Below are 26,560 nucleotides of genomic sequence, written 5' to 3'. Positions count from 1 at the left end.
GACTCAGGCCGAGTCCGCCCGCAATGCCGCCACCATGCTGGGGCTTGTCGGGTATCGACTGCTCCACGTTGCCTGAACCGCGTGGTACAGGTCCGGCTTTCCGCTCCATACCGTGGCCGCCGGCGAGTTGTCGGAGTCGAGTTCGTGATGCCAGGACCCACCGACGTAGTCGATGAACGATTCCGCGGCGACGTCCCACCATTCGCGATAGTCGTTGTCGTACCGACCTTCTCCGGTGTGCCGACCCAGCGTTGCAGCAGCGGCAATCGCCTCGCACAGAACCCAGTGCAGACGCTCGGTGACCACCGGCTTCCCGGCCCAGTCGGTCGTGTAGACGAAACCGGGCGTCGGTCCGGCCTGCCAACCATCCTGCGTCGCACGGTGGTACAGGGACGCGGCGCTGGCTACGTAGTCGTGTCCGCCGGGGCTGGCGGCCACCGAACTCGCTTGAACGAGAAGCCGCGCCCACTCGAATCCGTGACCGACGGTGGCCCCGTACGGCTTGAACTGATTCGCGGTGTCGTCGCTGTTGAATTCGAGCATCGGTACCCACCCTGCGGTGAAGTGCTCGGGAATGCGATGTTCGTTGGCCTGCGACCACCCGATCACGTTGTCGCAGATGCGTACTGCGCGGTTCCGCCAGATTTCGGGTGCACCTGCGTCCGCCGCCGCCAACAGCGCTTCGACCATGTGCATGTTGGCGTTGATACCGCGATAGCCGTCGAGCTCGGTCCAGTCCGCGTTCCAGGTATCCGCGCACATTCCGTACCCGTCGTCCCAGAATCGCCGGTCCACGATATCGAGGGCTTCGTCGAGAAGAGCGCGTCCCCTCGCGTGGCCGGCCGCCGTGGCTGCTGCCGCCGCCAACACCACGAAGGCATGTGTGTAGGCCGTCTTCGTCGCTTCGGGTGACGAGGCATCGGCGCTCGACTCGAACCACCCGCCGTTCGCGTGGTCCCGCAATGTCGTCAGCAGACCGTCGAACACTCGATCGGCTTTCCTACGAGACCCGGGATACCCCTGGACCGACGCCAGGAAATGCACGTGCGCCATCCGCGCAGTGATGTAGGTCAGCGCCGGGTGATCGAGATCGGGGTTCCCCCGATCGTCCAACCACGCTGCGCCACCGGCAGGGTGCTCGAGTGAAGTTCCGAACCGAAGGAGCCGAGCTGCTTCGGCATCGAGCCACAGCTGGTGCACGGGCAAGGTCCACCACTGACGGTGCTCTCGGAATGTCATGCTTTCATTCTGCGTGATCCGGCGCGATCACCGAACCACTTTGTAACGCAAATACATCCAGCCCGTCGAGGGGAAGTGCTTCTGTTCTTCCAAAACGAGGTCCAGGCGGTGGCCCACGGGAAAGTACGGCTTTCCACCACCGAGGATCGTCGGAACGAAGATGACCTCGTATTGGTCGATCGAGTCGACCAACGAGGCGGCCAAGCCCGCCCCACCGACAGCCAAGGTGCCCTCGGTCTCGCGCTTCAGTCGCTCCACTTCGGCGACGGCATCTGCGCTGCGGACCAGTCGGCAACCGTCGGGCACTGCGGTGAGGGTATCGGAGAAGATCACCCGGGGAGTCGCCTTGTAGAGCTCGGCGAACTCGGCCTCGACGGGGTCACCGCCCACACGCTCGGGGTCGGTCCAGTAGTCCTCCATGGCCTCGTACAGCCGCCGGCCGAACAGAAAGGTGCTCGTCGCCTCGGTCTGCCGGTTGGAGAATCGATGCGATTCCTCGTCGGGCATCGAGAAGTCGAGGCTGCCGGCTGGGTCCTCGATGTAGCCGTCGAGGGAAACATGCATGTTGTAGGTCAGAATGGCCATGTCACTCCTGAAGTCGGGTGGGTTTGTCAGTATCGACCGCCGCACCGGCGAGAAGTAACCGGCCTATCCGCGTATTCAGTCCAGAATGGCCGTTGCCTCGATCTCGACGAGTACATCGGGCTCGAACAGATAGTCCACTCCGATCAGTGATGCCGGCGGCATCGGAGTCGGCAGTCCGATTTCGTCGGCGACGCGTGTGACGCCGTTCATGAACTCACCGATCAGCTCGGGAGCCCAGTGCGTGACGTAGAACGTCAGCCGAAGAACATCGTCGAAAGTTGCTCCGGCACCGGTCAATCCGATTGCGGTATTTCGGAGCGCCTGCGCAACCTGACCGGCGAGGTCGTTTTCGGCAACCGCTGACCCGTCATCGCGCCGCCCGATCTGACCACTGACGTGGATGTGTCGAGAACCCTGACCCACCGCCACGTGGTGATACGGGGTCGGTTGCATCATGCCGGACGGGGTGAATCGAGTGACGCTCATAGCGTTCCCTTCGTCGTTGAAATTTAGGTATAACGTTGATACCTGGTACACAAAGGACACTTCAAGGGAACCTGGTTTCATGACCGATACCACCGACGGCGACGCAGAACTGACGATCACCGCCCCGCATCGCGAACTGTTGGAGCAGGTGCTCGACAAATGGTCGCTGCACGTACTGAACGAATTGTGTGAGCGCCCCTGCCGATTCAACGATCTGCGCCGAGCGATTCCCGAGGTGACTCAGAAGTCCCTCACCGCAACTCTGAGGAAGCTCGAACGCAACGGGATCATCGAACGCACGGTTCTGAGCACCCGCCCGGTGGCGGTGGAATATCGAATCACCCCACTCGGCAAAACGCTTCGAGCTCCCGTCGACGTTCTGCTGGCGTGGGCAACCGCGCACATGGACGACATCGACCGAGCGCGAGACCGATTCGATGCCCTGTGACGGTTCACGTCCAGTAGAGCAGCTGTGCCTCGGGCAGAACGCTACGAAGTTCGTCGGTGAACCAACTGCGCATCTCCGCCATCGTGTCCTTGGGATAGACGTACTTGACTCCACCGAACTTGTTTCTCTTCGCGGTGCGAGCATTTTCGTCCATCTCCAGTTTCGTACCTGGATACCAGCTCAGCAGCACGTCTTTGCTCGACGGCGTGAACCGATGAGTGATGATTTCGGCGGTCAGGTCCAGGTCGGGAACATCGCGCAACGCGTCGGCGACATCTGAGAGCAGCCGGCCGTATTGCTCGCGCCACTGCGGAATCGGCATGATCGGAGCAATGGTGAGCCCGACTCGGTAACCGGCCAGCGCCAAGTGTCGAAGCGCGGCAATTCGGGCGGGCATGCGTGCAGTGCCACCCTCGAATCGGTGCGCGATGTCATCTGCGTTGACCGACAAGCGAACTCGAGTGCGTCGACCGTGATCGAGCGTCACCAGCTCGTTGACGTCGTCGAACTTGGTCGTGAAACGCAGCGATACGTCGTCGCCGTACGCACCCGCGCCTACTCTGCGAATGGCCTCCGCAAGGGACCCCGTCACGTGTTCGATACCCAACGGATCGGTGTAGCAGGACAATTCGAAGGTGGTGCCCTCATGGCCCCGTTCCTCGGTGCCGGAGGTGATGGAACCGCGGCCGGCATGAGTACCGATACCGGCCAGGACGTCGTCGAGATTGGCGAACACCCTGGTGATCGGTGGCCCCGACAACGAGCCTGCGAGATAGCAGTACTGGCAGTGGGCCGGGCAACCCTTCGCCAGGTCGATACGCCAGTCTGCACTCGGCGGAATGGGTTGGGGTTTCAACACACTCGGCGGCGCGACTACGACGGCCATGGTCGTCTTGGCACGCGCGTAGGTCTCTCGTTCGGACTCACCGCGCAGTCCGGTCAGACGATCGCCCGGGAGGATGTCGATGTCGGCAACCCCGGCCGCCTCGCAACGGCGAAGAATTTCCGCAGTGTGCGGCAATTCGGACGCGGACTTGGTGACCAGGACCCGAGAAGGCGTCCAGATCCGGGTGGGGGCAACCAGAAGATCATCCATTGCTTGTGTCAACGCTTCGGGGAGCGCAAAGCTTCCCAGTTCTCGACAGTTCACGCGAGAAATCAGGAACCCCACGTGTCCGACGGTACCGCGGCGGGCCGGCCCAACAGAAAACCCTGTCCCTGAACAGAATTAGGCAACGCCTCGAGCTGGTCGATTGTTTCGATACCTTCGACCACGCACCTCAGATTCAGGTCGCGGGCGAGGTTGATGATCGCCAGAACGATGCTGCTGCTCGTCGGATCACTGGTCATCGTGGCCGTGAAGGAACGGTCTATCTTCACTGCGCTGACCGGCAGAGTTGCGAGGTACCGCAGGCTCGCAAACCCGGTGCCGAAGTCGTCGATGGCAATTCCGACTCCCGATGCACGCAGTTCGCCGAGCTGACGCAGCATCGAGGAACCGGACTCGAGAAGCACCGATTCGGTCAGCTCGAGGACGAGATCCACCGGTGCCATGTCGTGTCGAGCGAGGGCCGCACCCACCGCTGCGGACATGTCGACGTGTTGGGCCTGCCGAGCACTGAAGTTCACGGCAATCGTGACCGGGGCACTCGACGCAGAGGCGAGCGGATTGGCGGACCGCCACTGCGCAAGAGTTCTCAGCGCATCGTCAAGCACCCGCTCACCGAGCTCCGAAATAAGCCCGGTGTCCTCTGCCACCGGGATGAACCTGTCGGGCGTGATCTCTGCGCCGTCGTCGTCGCGCAACCGAGCCAGAGCCTCGAAACTCGCCAGTTGCCGACTCTCGAGGTCGTAGACGGGCTGATAGGCGACGCTCAGCCTCGCTGCACCGGTCCGTCCGGAATCGAGCGCACTGCGCAGAGTCTGCTCGACGTAGGCACGCTCGAGTGCGTTCGCGCGCAACGCGTCGTCGAACAATTCGATTCGGTCCTTGCCGAGTTGCTTCGCCCGGTACATCGCGGAATCCGCGTCCCGCAACACCTCCTGCGCGCTCGCACCCTGGCGAACCAACACCATCCCGACACTGGCGGACACCACGTACTGACGACCACCATGAACGATCGGCGCAGCGAGCACCGCCCGGATGCGCTCGGCCACGCGCTCGGCCAATCCGCCTCCCGCTCGCGTGCCGAATCCGCGGTCGGCGGGCAGCGCTTCGATGACGAGCACGAACTCGTCACCACCCACCCGAGCGATCGAATCGTTGGCTCGCAGCACGGAGCGCAAACGTCGAGCAACCTCCACGAGGACTGCGTCACCGGCTGCGTGCCCGCCGGTGTCGTTGACTCGTTTGAATCCGTCGAGATCGCAGAACAACACCGCAGCGGCAGCCCCCGTACTCGCGCCGCGCTCGATCGCCGAGCCGATTCGGTCCAGCAACAGCATCCGGTTGGGGAGACCGGTCAACGGATCCTGCAGGGCTGCTCGCTCGAGGGCGAGCTCCGCCTCGACGACGTCGGTCACCTCCCGCACTACCGAGAGCACCTCCGCGGCGGCACCCGACCGCCCGTGCCGAAACGGGGTGCTGCGTCGCGACAGCCACCGCAGGGTGCCGTCGGACGCCCGAACCCGGTACCGAATGGTGATGCTTTCACCCTCCGGCAGCGATACCGCTTCTCGGTCTGCGGCCCGGACGACGTCGATATCTTCTTCGACGACCCAGTCCAACCGATCCTCCCCGGCCATTGCGTCATCGGGCCGATCGAATCCGTCCCACGGCGGCCGCTCGTCATCGATCGGTCCTTCTGCTCTAGGCCCGTCCAACAGCGATCGCAGGCTGCGAGAAGCCCACGTCACACGCCCGGTGTCGACGGCCGTCACGGTGGTGATGTCCGGAGACGCCGTCAACACCGCGTCACGAAAAGCGCGGGCCTGTTCGAGCTCGGATCGTGCCCGCCGCTCGGCGGTGACGTCCTCGGACAGCACCATCGCACCGATGATTCGACCTGAACTATCACGCAGCGAACTGGCCCTCACCTGAAAAATTGCGCCCGTTCGCGCACTGACCGTATCGAAAGAAGACTCTGTTCCGGCGAGGGCCGACCGATAATGCGGCTCGAGTCGGGCGTAGACGTCCGGTGGCACGATGTCCCGGAGCAACTGCCCCTCCATCCGTCTCGGGTCGTAACCCTCGTCCACCAGGTTCGCACCCTCTACGAGGACGAATCGCAAATCCGTATCCACGAGGAAAACCGCTGTGTGCGGCAGATTCGCCGCCAGTTGTCGGTAGCGGGCTTCGCTGACAACGTCGAACATCGCAGGCGAGCCGAGCAACGGACCGTAGAAGCGACGCATCCCCAGGTAGACGACACCGGCGATCGCCGTCGACGCCGTCACCGCAACGTCGACGCTTCCGCCCATCGACTCGCGCATCGCGTCGAGCATGCTCGGGTCGGCCCCCGCGCCGAGGTGCGCGGCATGACTGTCGAACCCCGCCAGCAAGTGCACTGCGTGAATCAGGTGGTGCGCAGCACAGGTCAAGAAGATCGCTGCCGTCGCGACCGCCAACCGGTTGGTTCGCAGCTGCCCCGTTCGCAACAGTCCCCTGACGATGAACAGCACGATTCCCAGATATGCCGCCGCGGTGATTCCGTTGAGAATCACCACCGAAAGCCACCCGCTCACGGTGACACTTCACCCGATCGGAACGAGAGACTTGCGTCTCGGTTCGACTCGGCATCGACGACTGGAACCACGCGACCCCCAGGGTTGTAGCTCTCCGTGCAGAATGCCCGAGCCGGAACCGGAGTCGATATGTCCCACCGAAAACCCGAGTCGACCAGCACTTCAGCGCTGTGTTGTTGCGCGAAGGCTATCCCACTCCGGTTCATACCGTTGCTATTGTCACAGCTTCAAAGACGATTGCCGCCCTGGTGATTTCAGACTTGCGCGATGCCGGCGACGACCAGTCGGGCCCACCTGCCACGTAAAACTCTGTCTGCAAACCGACAGCAATCGCTACCAATGCGGCTGTTCAGGGCTCGGCCTTCAGTCACTGAGTCACGGAGTCGACCGGGACGCGTCGCGCCCTCGAGTGGATCAGCGCGCGCCCAGTCAGTTGCGCGGCGCCCAAGGCAGTCGCAGCCGCAAAGAATGCCGAGGAGTCCAGTCGATCGGCGCACCGCCTCGCTGAGCTGTCGAGTGAAATCGGACTGAATTGCTCACTCGCCTCGACGGGAAAGTCGTCTGGGAACTGGGCGGTGAGCATGTCATCGGGTCTCGGGTCCACTACGGACCCACAGGCGACCCTCCGTGGGTCCGTAGTGTCACCGACGCGAATGCTCTTGTCCCCGAACAACTCTCTTCCCGCTATTCCGAAGAGGCCGAGGGCGCAGACGCTGAGGACGACGGCAGACGTCCAACGCCATATTTGCCGTCGCCGCCCCATCGATATTTCGGAGTAGGGCTTCGACCATGCGACGAGGGCGACCACGGCCACCGCAGTGGTCCCGACGGTCCACCACCACTCGCCAGTCATGGCAAACAGCGAAGCGTACAGCGACACCGGAACCGTGCACCAGAACAGCGCCGACCACGGCCACGACCGATCGCGGAGTTTCAATACAACCGACACGTTGCGGACTGTACTTCCTGCCCAACCCTGCGGCGTTCGGGGATCAACAGCACGTGGAGTAAGAAATCCTCATGCCCTTCGCTGACGAACTCCTCGGACCGGACACCGCTCGCGCGCTGTATCGGACCGTTCGCACCGCCGCACCGAGCGCTGATCTGTCGTTACTCGACGCCGCGTCAGGTCTTCTGGGCCCGCTCGCGCTTCGAGCGCGCGCCGATCTTCTGCGGGATGCGCTTCTGAACGGGCTGCCGGGCAGTTACGTCCACTTCGCCGGCACCATCCGACGGGCAGCCACGGACCCGGACTTCCAGGGCTGGTTGGTCTGGCCGGTCACGAGCGCTGTCGCAGCGAAGGCCACAGAGGAGAGCACCGCGACCGCGTTCGACGACGGGATGTCGTTGCTCGCCGAGCTCACCGGCCGGCTCAGCTCGGAATTCGCCATCCGCACTTTCCTTCGAGCCGATCTGGATCGTGCTCTCGCCATCGCGCTCGAATGGACGCAGTCACCGGACGAGCACGTCCGCCGTCTGGCGTCGGAAGGGACCCGCCCGTATCTGCCGTGGGCAGTGCGTGTCCCGGAGATACTTGCGCGTCCGGGGAGCACGATGCCAATTCTGGACCGGCTGTACCGAGACGACAGTGACTACGTTCGGCGCTCGGTTGCCAACCATCTCAACGATTTCAGTCGAGACGACCCGAACATCGTCGTCGGGGCCGCAGCACGATGGCTCGACGACCCGGATGCGAACACCGGCCGGCTTGTTAGGCACGCGCTTCGGACGGTGATCAAGAACGGAAACACCGATGCGCTTGCGCTACTGGGGTTTGCGCCGGCCGAACTGGCAGTGACGGGCCCGGTCCTCGACGTCCCGAAACTACTCATCGGGGGAAACCTCGAATTCACAGCCTCGATCCGCAACCTCGGCCTCGAACCCGCACAGGTCGTGATCGACTACATCGTTCATCACACGAAGGCCAACGGTGGGATGACCGGAAAGACGTTCAAGCTGAAGACAACAACGATCGCGCCCGGCGAGAGCGTGGATGTGCGTCGACAACATTCGTTCAAGGCGTTGACCACACGCAAGTACTACCCCGGCCCGCACGCAATCGAGCTCCAGATCAACGGTGTGAGTTACGGACGCACGGACTTCGAGCTCGGGACCGAGCAGCAACGGTGAAACGAACCGTCTGCAGCGAATCGAAACCGACCACGGTGCTCGTGCCGGCTATCTCGGCGCGGCGGGATTCATGGCATGTTCGGATTCGGCCATACGGAAGCGGCGAGGAGTGGTGTCCCACCACCGGTTCGCGTAGCGACTCAAACTGGCGGGGCTTTCGAGTCCGACCACGGCGGCGACCTGACTCAGGGGCAATGTTGTTGTGCGCAGGAAATGTTCGGCTTGTTCGCGTCGGGCCTCGTCGAGACACGCACCGAAGGTCGTGCCCTCGGATTCGAGATGGCGTTGCAGTGAGCGCGGCGCGCCATCGCCATCTCGCGCGCCGTCGCATCGAGGGAGGGTCGGACGGTTCCCAGCGTTCGCCGCAGATACGCCTTCACCCGCGTCGTCACAGCAGCAGTGCTGTTGTCCTGATGCTGCAGGTATCGAAGTGCGAGGTCGTGAGCTGCTCGACTACGGCCACTGATCTGTTGCGCGGCAAGGCGATCGGGCACCCGCAGCAACGCAGCTGAACAGCGGAACTGTACGGCGGCGACGCCGAACAACGACTCGTACCGTGTCGGCTCCGCCGCGGGCGCGTGGGGAATCTCGACACTCCGCAAACCGTACGGGCCGCCGGCGAGGTTGGTTATCGCTCGGTGCAGAAAAAGCAAGCCCATGTCGACGCTCTGCGGCGGGGCATCGACACCAGGCGGGTAACCGTAGCGATATGCGACCACACCGCGGGCACCGTGGGGGTCGGGAATCGCTGCGACACTGAGACCCCGGGCATGCACGAACAGGTATCGCGACGTGCAGTCCAATGCTTCGCCGATCGACTCCGAGTTACCCACGGCAAGCGCGAGCGGCCCGAGCAAGTTCAGATCCTGGCGGAGCGCGACCCTCAATCCGAAATCGGGGCAGCCGAGTTCGGACGCTGCGAGTTCCAGGAGCGCAGCAACAGAGGTATCCCTGACCAAGATTTCATCGTCGTCGAGCACTCCAGGCGGGAGCCCCACGCGCGTCGTCAGCCCCACCGCGTCGCCGTCCAAGCTCTCGATCACCTGCCGAACGCCGCGTAGACCCGCCGAACGCACCCATGCCATACCTGTCATCGTATGGCGGGATCGGTCACATCTGTGGCGGGATCGGTCAACTTCGACGGTCGCCGACCGTGCAGCGTGAAGGCATGGACTTCACCCCGTCAGCACGCGCCCGCAATTCGGCCGAAGGGTCCGCGCAATGAACACAGCACCGACGCCTCGGCGCGGCTCCATCGTCATCACCGGTGCCAGCGCGGGACTGGGCTCCGAGATGGCACGCCAATTCGCTGCCCTCGGTTACGATCTCGGGCTGGCTGCCCGCAGGCTCGACCGTTTGGACTCGCTGAGGGACGAAATCACAGCGCGCTACCCCACCCGCCGAGTCGAAGTCATCGAACTCGACGTCACCGACGGCGACGCGGTTCACGATGCCGTCAACCGGTTCGATGTCCTGCTCGGCGGAATAGATCGGCTCATCGCCAACGCGGGCAGCGGCAAGGGTGCCGCCCTGGGGACCGGCGGCTGGGAAGCCAACCGGCAGACGGCAGAAACGAACTTCGTCGGTGTTCTAGCGCAAGCAGATGCAGCGATGGGCGTGTTCCGCCGCCAACGGAGCGGCCATATGGTGCTGATCTCGTCGATGTCGGCCGTCCGGGGCATGCGTCGATCGATGACCACGTATGCCGCCAGCAAAGCCGGTGTGGCCGCTATCGCCGAGGGGTTGCGTGCGGAGAACCTCGAGGGCATCGACGTCTCGGTGATTCTCCCCGGCTACATCGCGTCGGAGATGAACGCGCATGTCCGCGAACGCACCCCGTTCCTTGTCGACACCGAAACCGGAGTCGCGGCCATGGTTGCCGCGATAGAGCGTCGACGCGCCAAGGCCTTCGTGCCCGCCTGGCCCTGGGCATTGGTGGGCATGGCCATGCAGATTCTTCCACTTCGAGTAGTCAGGAAGCTCACGTGAGCGGTGTTCGCAGTGAGGACGAATTCGACGTGGGCGCCGCGGCGAGTTGGATCCGTGCCAACATCGGGGCGCCGCGGCTGAGCACGCTGCTGAACGACTTGCCGACCGTCACTCAGTTCTCCGGCGGCGCGTCCAACCTGACCTACCTGTTGACCTACCCCAGCGGAGCCCGGATGATTCTCCGGCGTCCACCGACAGGCAGGAAGTCCGTTGGTGCGCACAACATGTCGCGCGAATTCCGGCTACAGAAGAAGCTGCACCCCCACTTTTCACTCATCGCCGAACCGTATGCACTGTGCGAGGATTCGGGGGTAATCGGAAATCCGTTCTACGTGATGGAATACGTCTCCGGTCCCATCGCGCGACGGGAGCTTCCGCAGCGACTCACCGCAGATCCGCGCGCGGTGTCCATTCTGTGCCGACGGGTGGTGGACATTCTGATCGATCTGCACGCGGTGCCGGTGGAGGACGCCGGGCTGAGCGAGGTGGACCGAGGCGGCGGCTACGTCGCCCGGCAGGTGGAGGGGTGGGCCGCGCGGTATGCCGAGGCGCGCACCCGCAACGTGGGATCGTTTGCCACCGTTGTCGAGTGGTTGCGTGCACATCGACCCGAGGATCTTCCGAGTGTGATCGTGCACAACGACTTTCGCTTCGACAACATAGTGCTCCAGCCGGAGGACCCGACGGTACCGAAGGCGTTGTTGGACTGGGAGATGGCCACCGTCGGTGACCCCTTGATGGATCTCGGCGGCGCACTGGCTTACTGGGTTCAGGCCGATGACGGCTGGTTGTTTCGCCGGTTTCGTCGTCAACCCACCCACGTTCCCGGCATGATGACGCGACGTGAGGTGATCGCGTACTACAGCAGTCGCACCGGACTGCCTGTGACGGAGGAGCAGTGGTCGTTCTACGAAGTGTTCGGACTGTTTCGACTGGCAGCGATCTGCCAACAGATCTACTACCGCTACTACCATCGTCAGACCACCAACAGCTCGTTCAGATTCTTCGGGATCGCCGTGGTAGCACTGGAACTACGCTGTCGACGCATCGTCAGGCGAATCGAGCGGCAACGCCGGCGGGGTACCGCCGACTCCCCCATCGTGTCGGGAAGGCCTCGATGACGACTCCGACTGCCGCACTGCTCGATTCGAAGACCCGGAGGTATCGATGACCGATCACTTCATCCCCACGACGCTGGGGACTGTTCACGCGCAGGTGTCGGGTACGGGCGACCCGATGATGTTCTGGCCGAGCATGCTCACCGACCACTCCCTGTGGGACCGGCAGGTCGAGTACTTTGCAGACCGTTACACGACAATCGCGATCGATCCGCCTGGACACGGGCGCAGCGAGCCTGTGACGCGTCACTTCGATTTCGCGGAGTGTGCGCGCTGCTATGTCGAAATCCTCGACGCGCTCGGTCTCGAGTGGGCTCACATCGTCGGCAACTCCTGGGGCGCGATGATCGGCGCGACCATCACCGCCACTTATCCGGACCGGGTCGGCTGCGCAGTGCTGATGAACGGTACGGCGTCGGTGGCACCGCCACTGCAACGGGTGAAGGTCATGGCGCAGGCCCGACTGGGGTGGCTGAGCGCTCGTCTGCCTGCACCCTTCGAATTGCGTGTGTCACGGCCTCTCGTCGACCGCAGCGTCCTGCGGATGTTTCTCGGTCCGACCGCACGGCGAGACAAACCCGAACTGGTGGAACGAATCTCCGCACTCGTTCACAGCCATGACGTGAGATCGGTCGGCCTCGCCGGGGAGAGCGTCGTCTCGCGTCGGCCGGATCAACACCGCTTACTCGCCTCGATCACCGCGCCCGTTCTGGTGCTCGCCGGCCGCGAAGACACGACATTCCCCGTCGACGAGGTTTCTCGCATGGCGGCCGCAATCACCGACAGCGAGTTCGTCGTCATCGAGAACGCGGCACATCTGTTGGCAGCCGAAATGCCGGATGAGGTGAACGCGCTGATCGCCGATTTCTTGAACCGCCACCCGATCGACCGGTAGTCACCGACCCTCGTAGTGCGGCTTCCGATGTTCGATGAACGCGGCCATCGCCTCGGCCGAATCCTGCGTCGACTGCACGACGGCCTGGTGCGACGCGAACAGCTCGAGCTGTTCCCGCCCTCGAATCGGCCGCCCGGCGTCTGCGGAACGAAGTCGGTCGGTGAGTCGGGTTCCGGGTTGCCTTCGACGGCCACTCAGACCTGATCGAGGACGACCGGTGGTACGAGCACGAACTTTCCGACATGGTCCTTCTCCAAGAACCGCTGCTGCGCCACCGCGATCTGCTCGAGCGGGAAAGACTCGGCCAGCAATGGCCGAATCTCACCGGCTTCGATGTACGAGACGAGGTTCGGGAACACGTCCTCATCCCACGCTGTACACCCGAGCAGCGTGAGATCGTTCAGATACATGGTTCGTAGATCCAATTCGACGAGCGGGCCCGCGATCGCGCCCGAGGATACGTACGTTCCTCCACGAACGAGCAGGTCGAGCAAGGGACCGAACCCCGCGCCGGCGACGTTGTCGACCACCACATCGACGCTGCGCTTGCCGAGGGTGTCGACCACGTCCACGTCGCGTCCGTAGACCTCGTCGACGCCGAGTTCGCGGAGCTGATCGTGCTTGGCACGGCGTGCGATTCCGATCACGCGCGCACCGCGCCGAGCCGCGAGTTGCACTGCGGCAGAACCGACTCCGCCCGATGCGCCGGTTATGAGCACCGTCGCCCCTGGACGCACTCCCGCGCGGGCGATCATGTTCTCTGCCGTGCCGTACGCACACGGAATCGTCGCCAGCTCGGCGTCGGTCCACTCACAATCGACCACGAAGATCTCACTCGCCGGAACGACGACGAACTGGGCGAACGCGCCATTCATGTCCGATCCCAGCCAGCGCGTCTCACCCGACGAGAAACCGTCGACACGCATGCAGGACCGAACCAGAACACGGCGGCCGACGATGGATCGGTCGGTCTCGGTGCCCGCGCACACGATGCCGCAGCAGTCGGTGCCCTGAATCAACGGAAACGGTGTCTTCTCGTTCCACCCGCCGTCCTGATACCAGCCCACCCGCGTGTTGATCTCGGTGTTGTTCATCCCCGCCGCCAACACTCGAACGAGCACCTCGCCCGGACCCGGCGCGGGTCTCGGCACCTCGGACAGGACGAGCTTGTCGTATCCACCGATGCCGGTGGTGACGATCGCGGTCATCACGTCACCGGCGCTGTGCACCTCGTCAAGTCGCATGGATCGATCTTGCAGGACCTACACGACAAAGCAAAAGGCCCCCGACACGTTGGTACGTGCCAAGGGCCTGCTGGTGGAGCCGCCTAAGAGAATCGAACTCTTGACCTTTTCATTACGAGTCGGAACATTGGGGTACTTCGCCGTATTCGCCAGTACGCGCTAGTCGCACATCTACACAGGTCAGACCGTGTTTCACGCCTACCGTGGCCGAGCGCCGTATGCGCCCGTACTCGAACGTGTGTGATCACAATGTGCACATAATCGTCGATCTGACAGGTGCATCCGTGTGTACGTCTGAGCGCGGTCGTGAGCGCCTAACGGATGCGTCACGTGTTCGCGTACCACGTTGCGCCACAGAAGGTCTCTGCGCTGACGTGCGGGCCTTTGGACTCGCGCTCGAAGTCTCTTACGTTGCTGTCGCACACCACCCGACCAGGAGGACACGATGGCAACACCGAAGAAGATCGAAACACTGACCACACGCGAAGTAGCCGAGGCACTGTCCACCACACCTCGCGAACTGCGCGTGTTCCTCCGCGCGAGCAAGGACTACGAGGCGTGTGGGGCAGGTTCGCGCTACGTCTTCGTTGCATCCGACCTCACCCAGATGAAGACTCGCTTCATGACGTGGACCAAAGAACGCGCAGCCAAGGCCGCCGAGGCTGAAACCAAGTGAACATCACCCGCATCGTCGCACATCTCGACGATGGCTCGTTTGTCGTGCTCAACGAGACGGGCGAACCCATGACCACGTTCACGGTTGAGCCCGACAGAGAACACACGTCAGACGATCGTTACGCGATCACGATGGCATCGGTGTTCCGTCAAATGTTCGGGTCACATTCCATCACCGAACCGTTCTGACTCGAATCGCCCACATCGCATGATCGGTGTGGGCATTCTTGTAGACGCCCCAGCTCGTCCGTGAGCGCCTGTGCATCAGACCATGCACGAATGGCCGCCTGGGTTTTGCCAGGTGTGTGGCGTGATGACCAGGCCCTCGGTCCGAACCACAAACTCTGGTTCGATGCCGTCACGGAGGTCGATGAACGCCAGCAAACGCCGAGGTTCGACCTCCGCTTCCCAGATACACCCATAGTTGCTGTGTAGGCCCTTCCCCGCGTAGTGATCCGCGATCCGCCTCTCGGTCGTCCACGACCACCCATGACGATGTGCACTATCCGAGCCACGCAACAAGGTCAGGGAATGGTCGGGCCTCGACGCAACCTCGCCGTTGTGCGTGTAACCGATATAGTCCCAGAGCTCGCCCCACTTGCGTGCGCCGAGCGCCTCGAACGGGTGCTCAGCATCGCTCCACGTTTCGGGAACAAGGCTTATCGCTTCATCCTTCGGCAGGTTATCGCCTGCGAACCTTCGGTACACCTCACGAACCGCGTCGTCACCGTATGACACTTCAGCCCTCTCTTATCCTGGTCTGTGCACACGTCACCCGACATGCGACGCGGCTATCAAAATATGATGCGCCATCAGTTCGACATCTGCGATTATCCACACTCCACCGTTCTTTCCGGATCAGCATTGCCCAAGAGAACCTCAAGTAGAAGTCGCGATTCATCCCTAGTGGAGCATATTGTCCGACTATGGACGTCCGCCGTCGATACGCGTTCCACACCCGCATCTCGCCACACAACTGTAATGGCGTCGTCTTGCTCTTCGACAATCGAACCCTCACGGGGAACTCCCGGTTCGACTTCAATCATCTCGCTCGGCAACCAGTCGATCGCCCTTGGAAATGCGCCACCTATAACTACGGAAATAACTAAAGAGATCAGCACTATTTCTGTCGGAAAACTCCTACCGTACATTCTGCTGAAAAAATAGTGAAAGAAGAAAATGAGGAGAATCAAAGACAAACATGCCGCCAGAGCGACGATCAACTCCGAGACCCGCACCAGAAGGAGTACAGCGATCAAAGTAGCCACTAAGATTAATATGACCATAGGCCAAAATCCAATTTTTAAGTAGTGCAGCGCAGCGTAGATTCCAATGATCAAGACGAGCACCGGAACACCTGGTACAATCGCACTGAAAAGAAGTGTCACGATATCGAGTCCCTTGAGGGCTGCTAGCAACCTGGCCGAGTCGCCACTTGAAAATGCATACACCCTCAGCAGGGCCGCAACAAACGGAATTAAGCCTAGAACCCATATCAAATTTTCCTTCAGCCATGAAAGCTTTAGACTAGGTTCTTCCTCTTGCTGTTCGACGATTCGATCACTGCCCGATCGCGCACGGCGAAGACCAGTTGTGATTGCAACCGAGCGCCTCCTGTTGGCCACCTCAGTCCTCAACCTTGGTGTCTTCTTTGAATACCTGTCCCGCCAGACGAGCCATGACCTCAAGGCGCTGCTGATAGGGCAATCGCGCCCAGTCGTTGAAGATGCGCTCGATGTTCGACGTGTCGCGACGACCCGCCTGCATCCACAAGTACAGGGTCTTCTCTTCCTTAACGCCGCCCCCGCGACCAGGTAGGCGAGAGCTATCGATCAGAACCGGTTGACTCCGCATCATCCAACTCCTCGTACTCGACGTCAATTGCGTCTGTGTGGGTATCTGGGACGGTGGCCGGGCCCTCCGGTGCAGCCTTCTCAAGCTCTTTTGGAGCGTCAACCCGTTCAGCCAACTCTTGGATGTTTTCGCCCATAGTTTCCAACTCGGCGTAGAGATTGTTGCCCGCTGCAACCGGGGCGGTAATAATCGCGATTGCGGCAGTAAGCGCTGCAGATGCACGCGCGATCTTCTTGCCGAAAGCGGGTGCAAACGCGAGTGCTTGCAAACCGGTGCCGACGAGGCTGCTCGCGCCTTGGATGACCGGCTGTGGCCCGAACAAGCCAATCTGGCTTAGGAGCCATTCGATGTGCGACACCTGAGCTGCTATCTGGTCTCGCAAAGACTCCGGTAGCGCCGCCTCAGCCAGAAGCACTTTCCAGTCATCGAGACCTTCGCGTAGCCGCCCCATCGCGGCATCGGGGATACCCTCGCCCAAGTCACGGTCTCGCTCCGCAATCCAGTCGGCAAACCCACCGAGCTGATCCAGATCGCCCTGGCTGATCACGCTAGAAGCTGGGTGCGAATTCACGTTCCAAGCCTGATAAGGAATGACAGCGCCGTACCATGCTGGAACGTAACGTGAGTACCGCGTACGGGTTCGACTGCTCTCAGGAAGCGCGTTCAGCCTACTGACTGTGCGACTAAACAACCCAATCACTTCAGCGTGCCGCAATGCGAACTGAGCAGTGCCATACCCCTCTCCCAACACCTCTTCCCACCCGCTATGTATCGATACCTGGCTTGAGGTGAACATTCTTTCCAGTACCGAATGCAACCCCGCTGCAGCGTTCAGCTCCACACCCTGCCTCCATTTCGTTGTCCGCAAGCATATCGGGTACCTCCGACACAACTCCGCGTTCAGATTCGACGCACCCTTGCTGCGACGAATAGCTATGTAGCACAGAAGTTTTGCTCACGGACTGACACGTGAAAAGTCTTAGAATCGTGGTATGACCCACGCCACGATCGCCCTGCCTGACGCAACCGCCTACCTCGCGGATCTACTCGCTGACGCCCAACGACCGACCGATGTCGCGAGGGCAACCGCCCACACCTTCGAGGTGCAGGAAGCGGCTGAAGACCTAGCGATGTCATGCGGCGACATGATCGCCACGTATGGCCTGCACATCGAAGCCGCGTAGGTTGCCACCTTCGCCCTGCTTCTCGACCCTCACGTGATGTTCTGATCCGATACGACTAAGCCCCACACCGCTGATCATTGCGGGTGGGGCTTTTTGGCTCTCATTGCGTCCGTACGCTATTCGCGGTGTACGTCATCACGCGACGCACGTTCAGATCGTCACGCCGTCTCTCAGACACCGGCACGCCGTCTTCAAGCAGCACCGGCATTCGTTTCGCGAACGGCTTCCTCGCCCACGAGTCGCTCAAGGTCGCAAAGGTGAATCGCGATCCAGTTCAGTTCTGTCGCCTCGGATTCCGTGACAGGAGCGTTCGCGGTTAGCTTCGCCGCATCGTCCAAAAGTCGGTAGGTCTGGCGCATCAGATCGTTGAACCGTGCGCTTCGATCGGGTAGGTCCATCCACTGCATCGCGCTCACCTCGCTCGTCGTGTTCGACCAGCATGGACTTAGCGCTCGACACTCACAACGCACCCTGTGGATGAATCTGTGGACAACTTTTGGGTGGCTGTGGATGAAGTTGTGGTCTGCGTGTCGACAAGCTGTGGAGCGTTGTTGCCCACATCGCCTGAGCAGCACGTCAGTGCCTGTGGATCGAATTACACGCATGTGAGTAACCCCCGATACGGCGTGTCGTCCACTTTGTTACACCGGGCGTGTCGTCTGTGCACACAATCCGACGTGGGCTGGGTCACCGTCGATCTGATCTGCAATCAGAAGCTGGCGCGTCTACCACTCAGCCCGTCATCCTCAAGACAGGCGACGGGCTGGGCGGCTACCGTTGACTGGTTAGACCCAGTGCTGCGTAAGTCCTCGGTTGTAGTTCATCCCGGCCTTGGTGCGAGCCTCGGCAATGCTCAGGTTGTGCCACACCTGCGGGGCGGCCTTCCTGTCATCTGCGAGGTCGTCGAGTGCCTTGGCGAACTTGGGGAACAGTGGGCACAGGAACAGCTTGTCGATGCTGTCCTGGCTGAACCCCTTCTTGATCAGGTACGGCACGAGCTCACTCACGAGCAACGGCTTGACCGCTGACTGCGCATCGTCGACAGCCGCGATCGCTGCGTCAAGACGAGCCGACCCGTTGGCCTTCTCGAGGTCTGCGAACAGCGAGGGCCACACCCGCCCGTGTCGGGTTTCTTCGAGCTATTGATCCGCGGTCGACCCGATGGGCGCAGTCACCTTGGCACGCTGTGTGTCGATGTTGCGCTCAGCCCGCTTGAGCTTGGCGTCGACAGTCTCGCGTACCTCGGCAAGAGTTTCGTTCCACCCCTGCGACGCTTCGAGGTCTGCGAACTGTGAGGCCGCCTCTGACTGCGTGATCGCCCGTTGTCTGAGCTGTTCTTTGAACGCTGGTCGCTGCTTCGTCGTGTTGTGCGCTGGCCGCCCTCACGGTGTCGAACAGATCTACTGTGTCGATGAGTCCCATGATGTGTTCTCTCAGCCCTGGTCCTGATGTGCGGCCACGTATTCGGCCAATAGCGCCTTGGCTTGTTCCCCACGACGCAGGCCCGTGATGGTCTCCAGCTGAGCGCGACGTTCGTCGGTGTGGAGAACGTGAACGATTGCCCGGTTCGCGAGTGCGTGGGCCAGGAACCCCTTGTCGCCCTCTTCGACGGCCTTCGCGACGAAGTCCTTCTCGATGTGGTGCTTGTTCCACCGAGCGCGATCGTTAGGGAATGGGCCGTCGGTGGTGTTGGAGCGATTGACGAGCCCGAGTGCGTATCCCCGCGACACCAGACTCCGACTGGCGACGTTGCGTTCCTCGATCGCCTGGTGCAGTTCAGCGATGGCGAGCACTGCCCACTGGTACGCCTCACGCAATTCGTCGACGTCTTCGACGTGAGCTTGGCGCACCAGCAGTAATCTCCGCTCCCTATTCGGGCCCTGCACTTCGGTGTGGGGCCTGACTTGTATCTCCGTCCAGAAAGGCAAGTCTCATGGCAGGCTCGATCTACAAGCGTTGCGGCTGTACAGAAGTCGACCTCCACACCGGCGAACGTAAACAGCGGGGCTCGACGTGCCCAGACCTCAAACGACCCGACGGCGCATGGAACCCCAAGCACGGCAAGTGTGGCTTCACACTTGGCTACTTCGGACCAGTTGGAGTACGTAAGCAAAAGGCGCGCAATGGCTTTGCAACGAAGGGTGCGCACGCCGCACTCGACGACTTCCGCGCACGCGCATCGAAGGGCCAAGTCGTCAACGATCAGCTCACCGTCGCGGACTACCTGCGCAAGTGGATCAAGGCCAAGTCCGACATCCAGGCGAATACGGCTGCGCACTACGAGCGCTACATCGAAAAGGTCTGGATACCTGCGATCGGGCACGTCCGTCTCAACGATCTTCGGGTCGGCCACGTCGCCGCGGTGTTCGACGACATCAACGACCGTAACGAATGAGTGGCCAGAGGCGCTGTACCCGGCCGTCGCACGACTGGCGCAGCGTCACAACAACGAATGCGCGCCGTACTCCGTTCGGCCCTCTCGGACGCGATGAGGGAGGGTCTCGTCAGTGCGAACGTCGCCGCCCTCGTGAAGATGCCGAGCGGGAAGCGACCCAAGGCGAAGGTGTGGACCGAAGAACGCGAGCAAGTCTGGCGTGCGGAGGTCGAGGCGCTGCTGATGAAGGGGCGCTCGCTCAAGCGTGCCCGCCTTCTTGCCGCGAAGCCCTCACCAGTCATGGTTTGGACACCTGCAAAACTGGGCGCGTTTCTCGACGCAGCATCGGAGCACCGTCTGTACGCGCTCTGGCATCTGCTGTCGCATCGAGGACCACGTCGAGGTGAGTCGATCGGTCTCGAATGGCCGGACATCGACTTGAACGCCGGAACCGCGACCATCGAACGTGAGCGCATCACCGTCATTGGGAAGGTCATCGAGGACACCCCGAAGTCCGATGCCGGCGGTCGTGTCGTGGCACTGGACAGAGGGTGCATCGACATTCTGCGAACGCACCGCGTCCGGCAGCGCAAGGACCGGCTGGTGTGGGGTGAGGCATGGGTCGACTCGGGCAAGGTGTTCACGCGCGAGGACGGTTCGGCCCTCGACCCTGAGTGGGTGTCTGATGAGTTCATCCGACTGTGTATCGACGCCGACCTACCGCCCATCCGTCTGCACGACCTCCGACACGGCGCATCGTCGCTGATGCTCGCAGCCAACGTCGACATGAAGGTCGTGCAGAAAACTCTCGGCCACGCGAACCTCGCGACGACAGCGAACACGTACACATCGGTCTACCCCGACGTTGCCCTCGCAGCCGCAGAGGCCGCGTCGGCGATCGTCCCGCGACATGCGCGTTCGTAGCTCACTGGCTGGCCAGCAACCACAGTTCGAGCTTGAGGACTTCAAGCGCTGCGACGACTCTTGGATGGTCAGGGTCGTAATCCGCTTCGATCCACACCGCCCGCTCGACTTGGTCCATGCTGCATTGGACGGCGTGGATTGATTCAAGGTTCCCGCTACGATCGGCTCGTGCCAAAACTGAAGTGGTCGGGACAGCCCAGTTGGCTTGTGGGTGGAGTTGGCATTGTGTCGTTCTTTGTCTCGGTCGTCGGATACTTCAGCGACGCGCCTGAGGTGACCACTGGCGCTTTCTTGATTGTCGGAGCTGGCTTGACCCTCGTCGCGTCCGTGGTCGACAGACTTGAGGGTCAGCAGACACTGTCGTTGTCGAAAGTTCAACTGAACGTTCTGCGATCACGGAGTCAGCAGGTCGAGCAAGGTCCCATCGTGACATCGATCGAGGCGCAGACGGAGATCGAACAGGAGCCCAAGAGCGAGACGGTGCCTCCCACGCAGGAACCTGCAACCACGTCATCCGGACCGGTCTTTGGCTTCGCTCCTGAAGCGTTCGACGAACTTAAACGCTTCTCGCCCAGCGAGCGTCGGGCAATCATCAGCGCAGTAAACGCGCTGGGCGACCAGCCCGAGTCCGACTGGCAGCACGTGAAACTTCTGCCGCAAGAGGTCGACGGTGAAAACTTGATGATCTTCCGACCGACTGTGGGTTCGCGGGTCATCTTCCGACGGGCGGGACGAAGAGCCCCCGGCGACACAACAAAGTTTGCGATTTTGCAGGTAATTTCAGCGGACGACTAACTTCCCGACGAATCGCGTGCACACATCACGAATGGCGCGATCGATCAGGCGACGTTCGAGGGCTCTCAGCGACCGATCTCAGCGGGTTTCGATCGCTCTTACGATCGCTGCCATGCCAGCGCCCATGGGACACCACCGCAATTGCTCACACGACAGGTCGCAGATGGCGATGCGACGATGCCGAGCCAAGCGGGCGTCGAAGCCATCTCGCCCAGCCAAAGAGAAACGCTGCGAGGCGTGTGGGTGGACCAAATCGGTCGACAACTTCGAACTGCCGAGCGATGTCTGCCTACGGCGCGCCGGATCGAACGTTGACACAACGTGATCACACAGCGCGTCCGTGCGCCCATCAAAAAAGACCCCCGACATGCCGATGCATGTCAGAGGCCTTCTGAGTGAGCCGCCTAAGAGAATCGAACTCTTGACCTTTTCATTACGAGTGAAATGCTCTACCGACTGAGCTAAGGCGGCGTGCCTTTCGGCGTTGGTGAGTCTAACGGAGCATCCCGTCGAAACGAAAATCGCCCTCCCTGAAGCCCCGCGGCGGGCTCGGACCCTAGCGCAGCACGTCACCCAGAGTCGCCACCATCGCATAGATGGCGAATTTCGGTTTCGCGTTGACCGCCAGCGACTCTCGACATTCGAGGATCGCCTCGATGCTCTTCAGCAGCGCCTCGGGCGAGACCGCTTTCGCCATCCGCTCGACCTGCTCGGCCATGTCGGGGTGAGTAGCCGTTGCGGTCGATCCATACGAGCGGGCGAGGGCATCTCGATATAGGCCCACAAGATCCATCAACGCCCGATCCAACGAGTCGCGCCCGGTCCTGGTGGCCCGAGACTTCTGCCGCTTCTCGAGGTCCTTGAGCACACCCGCTGAGCCACGCAGTGCCCCTGCGGCACCTTTGCCGGTACCGCCCGCACCGAGGGCTGTTCGCAGCTCCTCGGTCTCGGCTTCGTCGCGGGAGGCACTCATCTCCTTGGCCTCGTCCTCGGCGGCCCTCACCAGTTCCTCGGCCGCGAGGTAGGCCTGATTGGGCCGGGCCGCAGCCGACGCGAGCGCCAGCGCCCGTTTGCGCCGCGATCGTGCGTCCTCGTCGGTGGCGAGTCGACGCGCTCGGCCCACGTGGCCGCCGCTGATCGACGCGGCCCACTGGGCGGTCTCGGCGTCGAGCTTGTCGCGGGTCTGCAACACCTGCGCGATCGCGGGCACCGTGGGCGTCACCAACGAAACGTGACGGCATCGCGAGCGTAGCGTCACCGAGATGTCCTGCGGATCGACCGACGGAGCGCACAACAGGAACACCGTCCGCGCCGGCGGCTCCTCGACGACCTTCAGCAGCACGTTTCCGGCACCTTCGGTGAGGCGGTCGGCATCTTCGACGACGACCACCTGCCACAGACCGGTGCTGGGACGACGCGAGGCGATGGAGACGATGTCTCGCATCTCCTTGGTGCTGATGCTCAGGCCCTCGGGTACGACGCGCCGCACGTCCCCGTGGGTGCCTGCCATGGTCGTCGTACACGCCTGACAGTGACCACACCCGGGAACACCCTCGGTGGTGCACTGCAGCGCTGCAGCAAAGCACAAGGCGGCGACCGAGCGACCGGATCCGGGCGGGCCGGTGAAGAGCCACGAATGTGTCATCGCCGACGAGTCGACGCCCGTACGAGCAGCCACCGCGGCGGCCGTCAGATCGGCTTCGACATCTTCCTGACCGACCAATCGATTGAACACACCCGCCATGACGCCAATTCTAGTGGTTGCGCCCGACAACCCGAACCCGCGAACTCGAAGCTATGGATGGATACGGCACGAAAAACGTCAACAACTTCGAGCTCGTCGGGCTATTCGCCGTCGGCCTTCTTCGCAGCAGCCTTCTTGACCGGGGCCTTCTTCGCGGCCGTGGTCTTGGACGCAGTGGTCTTCTTGGCAGCAGCCTTCTTGGCCGGGGCCTTCTTCGCCGCAGTCTTCTTTGCCGGTGTCTTCTTGGCAGCGGCCTTCTTCGCCGGTGCCTTCTTCTTCACCGGGCCACGAGCACGCCTGTCCGCCAACAACTCCGACGCACGGTCATCGGTGATCGACTCGACCTCGTCGTCCTTGCGCAGGCTCGCGTTGGTCTCACCGTCGGTGACGTACGGCCCGAATCGGCCGTCCTTGATCACCATCGGCTTCTCACTGATCGGGTCGACGCCCATCTCACGCAGCGGCGGCTTGGCCTCACCCTGACGGCCTCGACGCTTGGGCTCGGCGTAGATCTTCAGAGCCTCTTCGAGACTGACCGTGAACATCTGATCCTCGTCGGCGAGCGAGCGAGAATCGGTGCCCTTCTTCAGATACGGGCCATAACGGCCGTTCTGAGCGGTGATCTCTTCCTTGGACTCGGGATCGACGCCGACGACGCGTGGCAGCGACAGCAGCTTGAGGGCATCGTCGAGCGTGATCGTCGCCAAATCCATCGACTTGAGCAACGAGCCGGTTCGCGGCTTGGGGCCGGTGGCCTTCTTCGCAGCAGCCTTCTTGGCCGGTGCCTTCTTGGCGGCAGCCTTTTTCACCGCAGTCTTGACGCCACCGCCACCTTCACCGTCGCTGCCGGTCGGGATCGGCACGATGTCGGGCTGAGGGGGCGTCGGTTCGGGTTCCGGCTCGGGCAGGATCTCGGTGACGTACGGCCCGAAACGGCCTTCCTTCGCGACGATGTCGTGGCCGGTCAACGGATCGACGCCGAGCTTGCGGCCCTCTTGCGGTGTGGAGAAGAGCTTTTCGGCGAAGTCGAGGGTCAGCTCGTCCGGCGGAAGGTCGTCGGGCAGGTTGGCGCGCTGACTGATCGGGTCGCCGTCGGGATCGTCGTCGTTCTTGACCATCCGTTCGAGGTACGGACCGTAACGGCCTACGCGAACATGGATTTCGCGTCCCTCGGAGTCGTCGAACAGACGAATCGAGTTGATGGTGCGGGCATCGATCTCTTCGAGATTCTGGCCGACCATCTTCTTGAGGCCGCCGGAGCGCGCCACCGAACCCTCGGCACCGGTCTCGCCGCCGAAATAGAAACTCTGCAGCCAATCTCCGCGTCGCTCACGGCCTCCCGCGATCGCATCGAGGTCGTCCTCCATGCCGGCTGTGAAATCGAAGTCCACCAAACGCCCGAAGTGCGCTTCCAGCAACGCAATCACCGAGAACGCCACCCACGACGGCACCAGAGCACTGCCACGCTTGTATACGTAGCCGCGGTCGAGGATTGTCTTGATGATCGACGAATACGTCGACGGCCGACCGATTCCCAACTCTTCGAGCGTCTTGATCAGCGACGCCTCGGTGAAACGAGCGGGCGGGTTGGTGGTGTGACCGTCGGGATCGAGCTTGGTGGCCGTCACCGCCTGGCCGGCCTTCAGTGCGGGCAGACGCGACTCGGCGTCGTCGGTCTGACCGCCCGCCTCGTCGTCGACGCTCTCGACGTAGGCCTTGAGGAAGCCGGCAAACGTGATGGTGCGGCCCGACGCGGAGAACGTGCACTCCTCGCCGGTGCCTGCGGTTCCGGTGATGCGCAACGTCAGCGTGGTGCCGCGCAGATCCGCCATCTGCGACGCCACGGTGCGCTGCCAGATCAGCTCGTACAGCCGGAACTCGTCGGTCTGCAGTGCAGAGTGCAGCTGACCGGGAGTCTGGAACACGTCACCGGAGGGGCGAATGGCCTCGTGCGCTTCCTGCGCGTTCTTTACCTTGCGGGTGTACTGCCGCGGAGTCGGGTGCACGTACTCGGGGCCGTAGAGCTCGGTTGCCTGGGCCCGTGCCGCGGAGACCGCCGACGCGGACAGCGACGTCGAGTCGGTACGCATGTAGGTGATGTAGCCGTTCTCGTACAAACGCTGCGCCACGCGCATCGTGCGCTCGGAGCTGAACCGGAGTTTGCGGCCGGCCTCCTGCTGCAGCGTCGACGTCATGAACGGCGGGTACGGCTTACGGGTGTACGGCTTGTCCTCCGCCGACGCGACCGTCAGATCGACGCCTTCGAGAGCGTCGGCGAGGCGTCGGGCACGCGGTTCGTCGAGGACGGTCACGGACTCGGTCTTGAGCTTGCCGTCGGCTCCGAAATCGCGGCCTGCGGCGACGCGATTGCCGTCGACATTGACCAGCCGGGCTCCGAAACTGCGGGGGCTCGCCTCGGCACCGGCGTCGAGCGTGGCGGAGATGTCCCAGTACTCGGCGCTGCGGAATGCCATCCGCTCGCGCTCACGCTGGACGATGATGCGGGTGGCGACGGACTGCACTCGGCCCGCCGACAGCTTCGGCATGACCTTCTTCCACAGCACCGGGCTCACTTCGTAGCCGTAGAGACGGTCGAGGATACGACGGGTCTCCTGGGCGTCGACCAGGTCCTGGTCGAGGTCGCGAGTGTCGGCGGCGGCGGCAAGGATCGCCGGCTTGGTGATCTCGTGGAAGACCATGCGTCGAACAGGGACTTTGGGGTTCAGCGTCTCGAGGAGATGCCAGGCGATGGCCTCACCCTCGCGGTCGGGGTCAGTGGCGAGGTACAGCTCGTCGGCGTCTTTGAGCAGGCTTTTCAGCTCTGCGACCTTGCCCTTCTTCTCGGGCGAGACGACGTAGAGGGCCTCGAAGTCGTGGTCGACGTCCACGCCGAGACGTGCCCAGGACTCGCCTTTGTACTTGGCGGGTACGTCTGCGGCACCGCGGGGAAGGTCGCGAATGTGGCCGACGGAGGCCTCGACGACGTAGTTGCTCCCGAGGTACGGGGCGATCTTCTTTGCCTTGGTCGGGGACTCGACGATGACCAGACGACGCGGCTCGGCGGAGCTGTCCCCCGTGCCGTTCTTACGTGCTGCCACCTTGCTGCCGAACCTTCCCTAGTGCGTTTTCACAGGCAGATTTGCCTGTCCCACTACTAACAGACTGACATACGTCGACCAAATACTCGCAGAT

Annotated in this window: 29 protein-coding genes and 1 tRNA gene; 11 read left to right on the top strand and 19 right to left on the bottom strand. The window is 62.5% G+C overall.

Going from position 1 to position 26,560, the window contains the following annotated elements:
- Positions 1–3: 3 nt before the first annotated feature.
- The 3 genes from AC5WEY_RS07510 to AC5WEY_RS07500 form a co-directional block, all read right to left on the bottom strand.
- Positions 4–1,239 carry an AGE family epimerase/isomerase gene (locus tag AC5WEY_RS07510; RefSeq protein ID WP_495645317.1) on the bottom strand — a complete coding sequence of 412 codons (1,236 nt, stop codon included), beginning with the start codon at positions 1,237–1,239 and terminating at the stop codon, positions 4–6.
- Positions 1,240–1,266: 27 nt separating this feature from the next.
- On the bottom strand, positions 1,267–1,824 hold the full coding sequence (locus AC5WEY_RS07505) for a dihydrofolate reductase family protein (protein WP_495645316.1): 558 nt from the start codon (positions 1,822–1,824) through the stop codon (positions 1,267–1,269).
- Positions 1,825–1,899: 75 nt separating this feature from the next.
- Positions 1,900–2,310 (bottom strand): RidA family protein, encoded by a 411-nt coding sequence (locus tag AC5WEY_RS07500; protein ID WP_495645315.1) that lies wholly within the window; start codon positions 2,308–2,310, stop codon positions 1,900–1,902.
- Positions 2,311–2,389: 79 nt separating this feature from the next.
- Between AC5WEY_RS07500 and AC5WEY_RS07495 the strand changes: the two genes are divergently transcribed.
- Complete coding sequence (locus AC5WEY_RS07495) at positions 2,390–2,758, top strand: winged helix-turn-helix transcriptional regulator (protein ID WP_495645314.1); 369 nt, start codon at positions 2,390–2,392, stop codon at positions 2,756–2,758.
- Between the two features lie 4 nt (positions 2,759–2,762).
- Here the strand turns inward: AC5WEY_RS07495 and AC5WEY_RS07490 are convergent, their stop codons facing one another.
- The 3 genes from AC5WEY_RS07490 to AC5WEY_RS07480 all read right to left on the bottom strand — a co-directional run bounded on the left by AC5WEY_RS07490 (position 2,763) and on the right by AC5WEY_RS07480 (position 7,391).
- A complete protein-coding gene (locus AC5WEY_RS07490) occupies positions 2,763–3,854 on the bottom strand; it encodes a spore photoproduct lyase family protein (RefSeq protein ID WP_495645313.1) in 1,092 nt (363 codons plus the stop codon).
- Between the two features lie 62 nt (positions 3,855–3,916).
- Positions 3,917–6,442, bottom strand: coding sequence for a putative bifunctional diguanylate cyclase/phosphodiesterase (locus AC5WEY_RS07485; protein ID WP_495645312.1), 2,526 nt, complete (start codon positions 6,440–6,442; stop codon positions 3,917–3,919).
- Between the two features lie 367 nt (positions 6,443–6,809).
- A complete protein-coding gene (locus AC5WEY_RS07480) occupies positions 6,810–7,391 on the bottom strand; it encodes a hypothetical protein (protein ID WP_495645311.1) in 582 nt (193 codons plus the stop codon).
- A 71-nt stretch (positions 7,392–7,462) separates the two neighbouring features.
- Between AC5WEY_RS07480 and AC5WEY_RS07475 the strand changes: the two genes are divergently transcribed.
- Positions 7,463–8,572 carry a DNA alkylation repair protein gene (locus AC5WEY_RS07475; protein WP_495645310.1) on the top strand — a complete coding sequence of 370 codons (1,110 nt, stop codon included), beginning with the start codon at positions 7,463–7,465 and terminating at the stop codon, positions 8,570–8,572.
- A 48-nt stretch (positions 8,573–8,620) separates the two neighbouring features.
- Here AC5WEY_RS07475 and AC5WEY_RS07470 read toward each other — a convergent pair whose 3' ends face one another.
- Both AC5WEY_RS07470 and AC5WEY_RS07465 read right to left on the bottom strand, forming a co-directional pair.
- The gene (locus tag AC5WEY_RS07470) at positions 8,621–8,863 is read right to left on the bottom strand and encodes a helix-turn-helix domain-containing protein (protein ID WP_495645553.1); all 243 of its coding nucleotides are present in this window, start codon (positions 8,861–8,863) and stop codon (positions 8,621–8,623) included.
- Entirely contained in the window at positions 8,758–9,657 is a 900-nt protein-coding gene (locus AC5WEY_RS07465; RefSeq protein ID WP_495645309.1) for an AraC family transcriptional regulator ligand-binding domain-containing protein, read from the bottom strand. Before AC5WEY_RS07465 ends, AC5WEY_RS07470 begins: the two co-directional genes overlap by 106 nt.
- A gap of 136 nt (positions 9,658–9,793) precedes the next feature.
- On the opposite strand from AC5WEY_RS07465, the gene AC5WEY_RS07460 reads away from it, so the two are divergent.
- Genes AC5WEY_RS07460 through AC5WEY_RS07445 form a run of 4 tightly spaced genes read left to right on the top strand, consistent with a single transcriptional unit; the run spans position 9,794 to position 12,778 of the window.
- A complete protein-coding gene (locus tag AC5WEY_RS07460) occupies positions 9,794–10,561 on the top strand; it encodes an SDR family oxidoreductase (RefSeq protein ID WP_495645308.1) in 768 nt (255 codons plus the stop codon).
- Entirely contained in the window at positions 10,558–11,682 is a 1,125-nt protein-coding gene (locus tag AC5WEY_RS07455; RefSeq protein WP_495645307.1) for a phosphotransferase family protein, read from the top strand. The genes AC5WEY_RS07460 and AC5WEY_RS07455 overlap by 4 nt, the downstream gene beginning before the upstream one ends.
- 46 nt (positions 11,683–11,728) lie before the next feature.
- Positions 11,729–12,574, top strand: a complete 846-nt coding sequence (locus AC5WEY_RS07450; RefSeq protein ID WP_495645306.1) for an alpha/beta fold hydrolase — start codon at positions 11,729–11,731, stop codon at positions 12,572–12,574.
- Positions 12,575–12,601: 27 nt separating this feature from the next.
- Positions 12,602–12,778: a hypothetical protein gene (locus AC5WEY_RS07445; protein WP_495645305.1), complete on the top strand. Its 177-nt coding sequence runs from the start codon at positions 12,602–12,604 to the stop codon at positions 12,776–12,778.
- Here the strand turns inward: AC5WEY_RS07445 and AC5WEY_RS07440 are convergent.
- Entirely contained in the window at positions 12,769–13,818 is a 1,050-nt protein-coding gene (locus AC5WEY_RS07440) for a zinc-binding dehydrogenase (protein ID WP_495645304.1), read from the bottom strand. The two genes, AC5WEY_RS07445 and AC5WEY_RS07440, sit on opposite strands and share 10 nt — an antisense overlap.
- A 445-nt stretch (positions 13,819–14,263) precedes the next feature.
- Here AC5WEY_RS07440 and AC5WEY_RS07435 point away from each other — a divergent pair, with 445 nt between their 5' ends.
- Positions 14,264–14,494, top strand: a complete 231-nt coding sequence (locus AC5WEY_RS07435; RefSeq protein WP_495645303.1) for a hypothetical protein — start codon at positions 14,264–14,266, stop codon at positions 14,492–14,494.
- 263 nt (positions 14,495–14,757) lie between these two features.
- Here the strand turns inward: AC5WEY_RS07435 and AC5WEY_RS07430 are convergent, their stop codons facing one another.
- The 4 genes from AC5WEY_RS07430 to AC5WEY_RS07415 form a co-directional block, all read right to left on the bottom strand.
- Entirely contained in the window at positions 14,758–15,231 is a 474-nt protein-coding gene (locus AC5WEY_RS07430) for a hypothetical protein (RefSeq protein ID WP_495645302.1), read from the bottom strand.
- A 92-nt stretch (positions 15,232–15,323) separates the two neighbouring features.
- Positions 15,324–16,118, bottom strand: coding sequence for a hypothetical protein (locus tag AC5WEY_RS07425; RefSeq protein WP_495645301.1), 795 nt, complete (start codon positions 16,116–16,118; stop codon positions 15,324–15,326).
- Between the two features lies 1 nt (position 16,119).
- A complete protein-coding gene (locus AC5WEY_RS07420) occupies positions 16,120–16,347 on the bottom strand; it encodes a hypothetical protein (RefSeq protein WP_495645300.1) in 228 nt (75 codons plus the stop codon).
- Positions 16,319–17,188 carry a hypothetical protein gene (locus AC5WEY_RS07415; protein WP_495645299.1) on the bottom strand — a complete coding sequence of 290 codons (870 nt, stop codon included), beginning with the start codon at positions 17,186–17,188 and terminating at the stop codon, positions 16,319–16,321. Before AC5WEY_RS07415 ends, AC5WEY_RS07420 begins: the two co-directional genes overlap by 29 nt.
- A 151-nt stretch (positions 17,189–17,339) precedes the next feature.
- Between AC5WEY_RS07415 and AC5WEY_RS07410 the strand changes: the two genes are divergently transcribed.
- Positions 17,340–17,531 carry a hypothetical protein gene (locus tag AC5WEY_RS07410; protein WP_495645298.1) on the top strand — a complete coding sequence of 64 codons (192 nt, stop codon included), beginning with the start codon at positions 17,340–17,342 and terminating at the stop codon, positions 17,529–17,531.
- A 191-nt stretch (positions 17,532–17,722) separates the two neighbouring features.
- On the opposite strand, the gene AC5WEY_RS07405 is transcribed toward AC5WEY_RS07410, so the two are convergent.
- The 3 genes from AC5WEY_RS07405 to AC5WEY_RS07395 form a co-directional block, all read right to left on the bottom strand.
- Complete coding sequence (locus AC5WEY_RS07405; protein ID WP_495645297.1) at positions 17,723–17,938, bottom strand: hypothetical protein; 216 nt, start codon at positions 17,936–17,938, stop codon at positions 17,723–17,725.
- 378 nt (positions 17,939–18,316) lie between these two features.
- A complete protein-coding gene (locus AC5WEY_RS07400) occupies positions 18,317–18,646 on the bottom strand; it encodes a hypothetical protein (RefSeq protein ID WP_495645296.1) in 330 nt (109 codons plus the stop codon).
- Between the two features lie 318 nt (positions 18,647–18,964).
- Positions 18,965–19,381, bottom strand: coding sequence for a hypothetical protein (locus AC5WEY_RS07395; RefSeq protein WP_495645295.1), 417 nt, complete (start codon positions 19,379–19,381; stop codon positions 18,965–18,967).
- Positions 19,382–19,464: 83 nt separating this feature from the next.
- Between AC5WEY_RS07395 and AC5WEY_RS07390 the strand changes: the two genes are divergently transcribed.
- The 3 genes from AC5WEY_RS07390 (at position 19,465) to AC5WEY_RS07380 (ending at position 21,624) form a co-directional block, all read left to right on the top strand.
- A complete protein-coding gene (locus AC5WEY_RS07390; protein ID WP_495645294.1) occupies positions 19,465–19,926 on the top strand; it encodes a tyrosine-type recombinase/integrase in 462 nt (153 codons plus the stop codon).
- 57 nt (positions 19,927–19,983) lie between these two features.
- On the top strand, positions 19,984–20,829 hold the full coding sequence (locus tag AC5WEY_RS07385; RefSeq protein ID WP_495645293.1) for a tyrosine-type recombinase/integrase: 846 nt from the start codon (positions 19,984–19,986) through the stop codon (positions 20,827–20,829).
- A 168-nt stretch (positions 20,830–20,997) separates the two neighbouring features.
- A complete protein-coding gene (locus tag AC5WEY_RS07380; RefSeq protein ID WP_495645292.1) occupies positions 20,998–21,624 on the top strand; it encodes a hypothetical protein in 627 nt (208 codons plus the stop codon).
- Positions 21,625–22,022: 398 nt separating this feature from the next.
- On the opposite strand, the gene AC5WEY_RS07375 is transcribed toward AC5WEY_RS07380, so the two are convergent.
- The 3 genes from AC5WEY_RS07375 to topA all read right to left on the bottom strand — a co-directional run bounded on the left by AC5WEY_RS07375 (position 22,023) and on the right by topA (position 26,466).
- Positions 22,023–22,095, bottom strand: a tRNA-Thr gene (locus tag AC5WEY_RS07375).
- 85 nt (positions 22,096–22,180) lie between these two features.
- A complete protein-coding gene (locus AC5WEY_RS07370; RefSeq protein ID WP_495645291.1) occupies positions 22,181–23,368 on the bottom strand; it encodes a DNA polymerase III subunit delta' in 1,188 nt (395 codons plus the stop codon).
- 101 nt (positions 23,369–23,469) lie between these two features.
- Positions 23,470–26,466 carry a type I DNA topoisomerase gene (gene topA / locus AC5WEY_RS07365; RefSeq protein ID WP_495645290.1) on the bottom strand — a complete coding sequence of 999 codons (2,997 nt, stop codon included), beginning with the start codon at positions 26,464–26,466 and terminating at the stop codon, positions 23,470–23,472.
- Between the last annotated feature and the right edge of the window lie 94 nt (positions 26,467–26,560).

Source organism: Rhodococcoides sp. S146-33, from assembly GCF_059489205.1.
The sequence above is the reverse complement of the archived record's forward strand: the minus strand, read 5'-3'. Positions and strand labels throughout refer to the sequence as shown.

Coding starts and splice junctions, on each gene's coding strand:
- AC5WEY_RS07510 (WP_495645317.1), bottom strand. CDS start 1,239: ATGACATTCCGAGAGCACCGTCAGTGGTGGACCTTGCCCGTGCACCAG.
- AC5WEY_RS07505 (WP_495645316.1), bottom strand. CDS start 1,824: ATGGCCATTCTGACCTACAACATGCATGTTTCCCTCGACGGCTACATC.
- AC5WEY_RS07500 (WP_495645315.1), bottom strand. CDS start 2,310: ATGAGCGTCACTCGATTCACCCCGTCCGGCATGATGCAACCGACCCCG.
- AC5WEY_RS07495 (WP_495645314.1), top strand. CDS start 2,390: ATGACCGATACCACCGACGGCGACGCAGAACTGACGATCACCGCCCCG.
- AC5WEY_RS07490 (WP_495645313.1), bottom strand. CDS start 3,854: ATGGATGATCTTCTGGTTGCCCCCACCCGGATCTGGACGCCTTCTCGG.
- AC5WEY_RS07475 (WP_495645310.1), top strand. CDS start 7,463: ATGCCCTTCGCTGACGAACTCCTCGGACCGGACACCGCTCGCGCGCTG.
- AC5WEY_RS07465 (WP_495645309.1), bottom strand. CDS start 9,657: ATGGCATGGGTGCGTTCGGCGGGTCTACGCGGCGTTCGGCAGGTGATC.
- AC5WEY_RS07460 (WP_495645308.1), top strand. CDS start 9,794: ATGAACACAGCACCGACGCCTCGGCGCGGCTCCATCGTCATCACCGGT.
- AC5WEY_RS07450 (WP_495645306.1), top strand. CDS start 11,729: ATGACCGATCACTTCATCCCCACGACGCTGGGGACTGTTCACGCGCAG.
- AC5WEY_RS07445 (WP_495645305.1), top strand. CDS start 12,602: ATGTTCGATGAACGCGGCCATCGCCTCGGCCGAATCCTGCGTCGACTG.
- AC5WEY_RS07440 (WP_495645304.1), bottom strand. CDS start 13,818: ATGCGACTTGACGAGGTGCACAGCGCCGGTGACGTGATGACCGCGATC.
- AC5WEY_RS07435 (WP_495645303.1), top strand. CDS start 14,264: ATGGCAACACCGAAGAAGATCGAAACACTGACCACACGCGAAGTAGCC.
- AC5WEY_RS07420 (WP_495645300.1), bottom strand. CDS start 16,347: ATGCGGAGTCAACCGGTTCTGATCGATAGCTCTCGCCTACCTGGTCGC.
- AC5WEY_RS07410 (WP_495645298.1), top strand. CDS start 17,340: ATGACCCACGCCACGATCGCCCTGCCTGACGCAACCGCCTACCTCGCG.
- AC5WEY_RS07405 (WP_495645297.1), bottom strand. CDS start 17,938: ATGCAGTGGATGGACCTACCCGATCGAAGCGCACGGTTCAACGATCTG.
- AC5WEY_RS07390 (WP_495645294.1), top strand. CDS start 19,465: ATGGCAGGCTCGATCTACAAGCGTTGCGGCTGTACAGAAGTCGACCTC.
- AC5WEY_RS07385 (WP_495645293.1), top strand. CDS start 19,984: ATGCGCGCCGTACTCCGTTCGGCCCTCTCGGACGCGATGAGGGAGGGT.
- AC5WEY_RS07370 (WP_495645291.1), bottom strand. CDS start 23,368: ATGGCGGGTGTGTTCAATCGATTGGTCGGTCAGGAAGATGTCGAAGCC.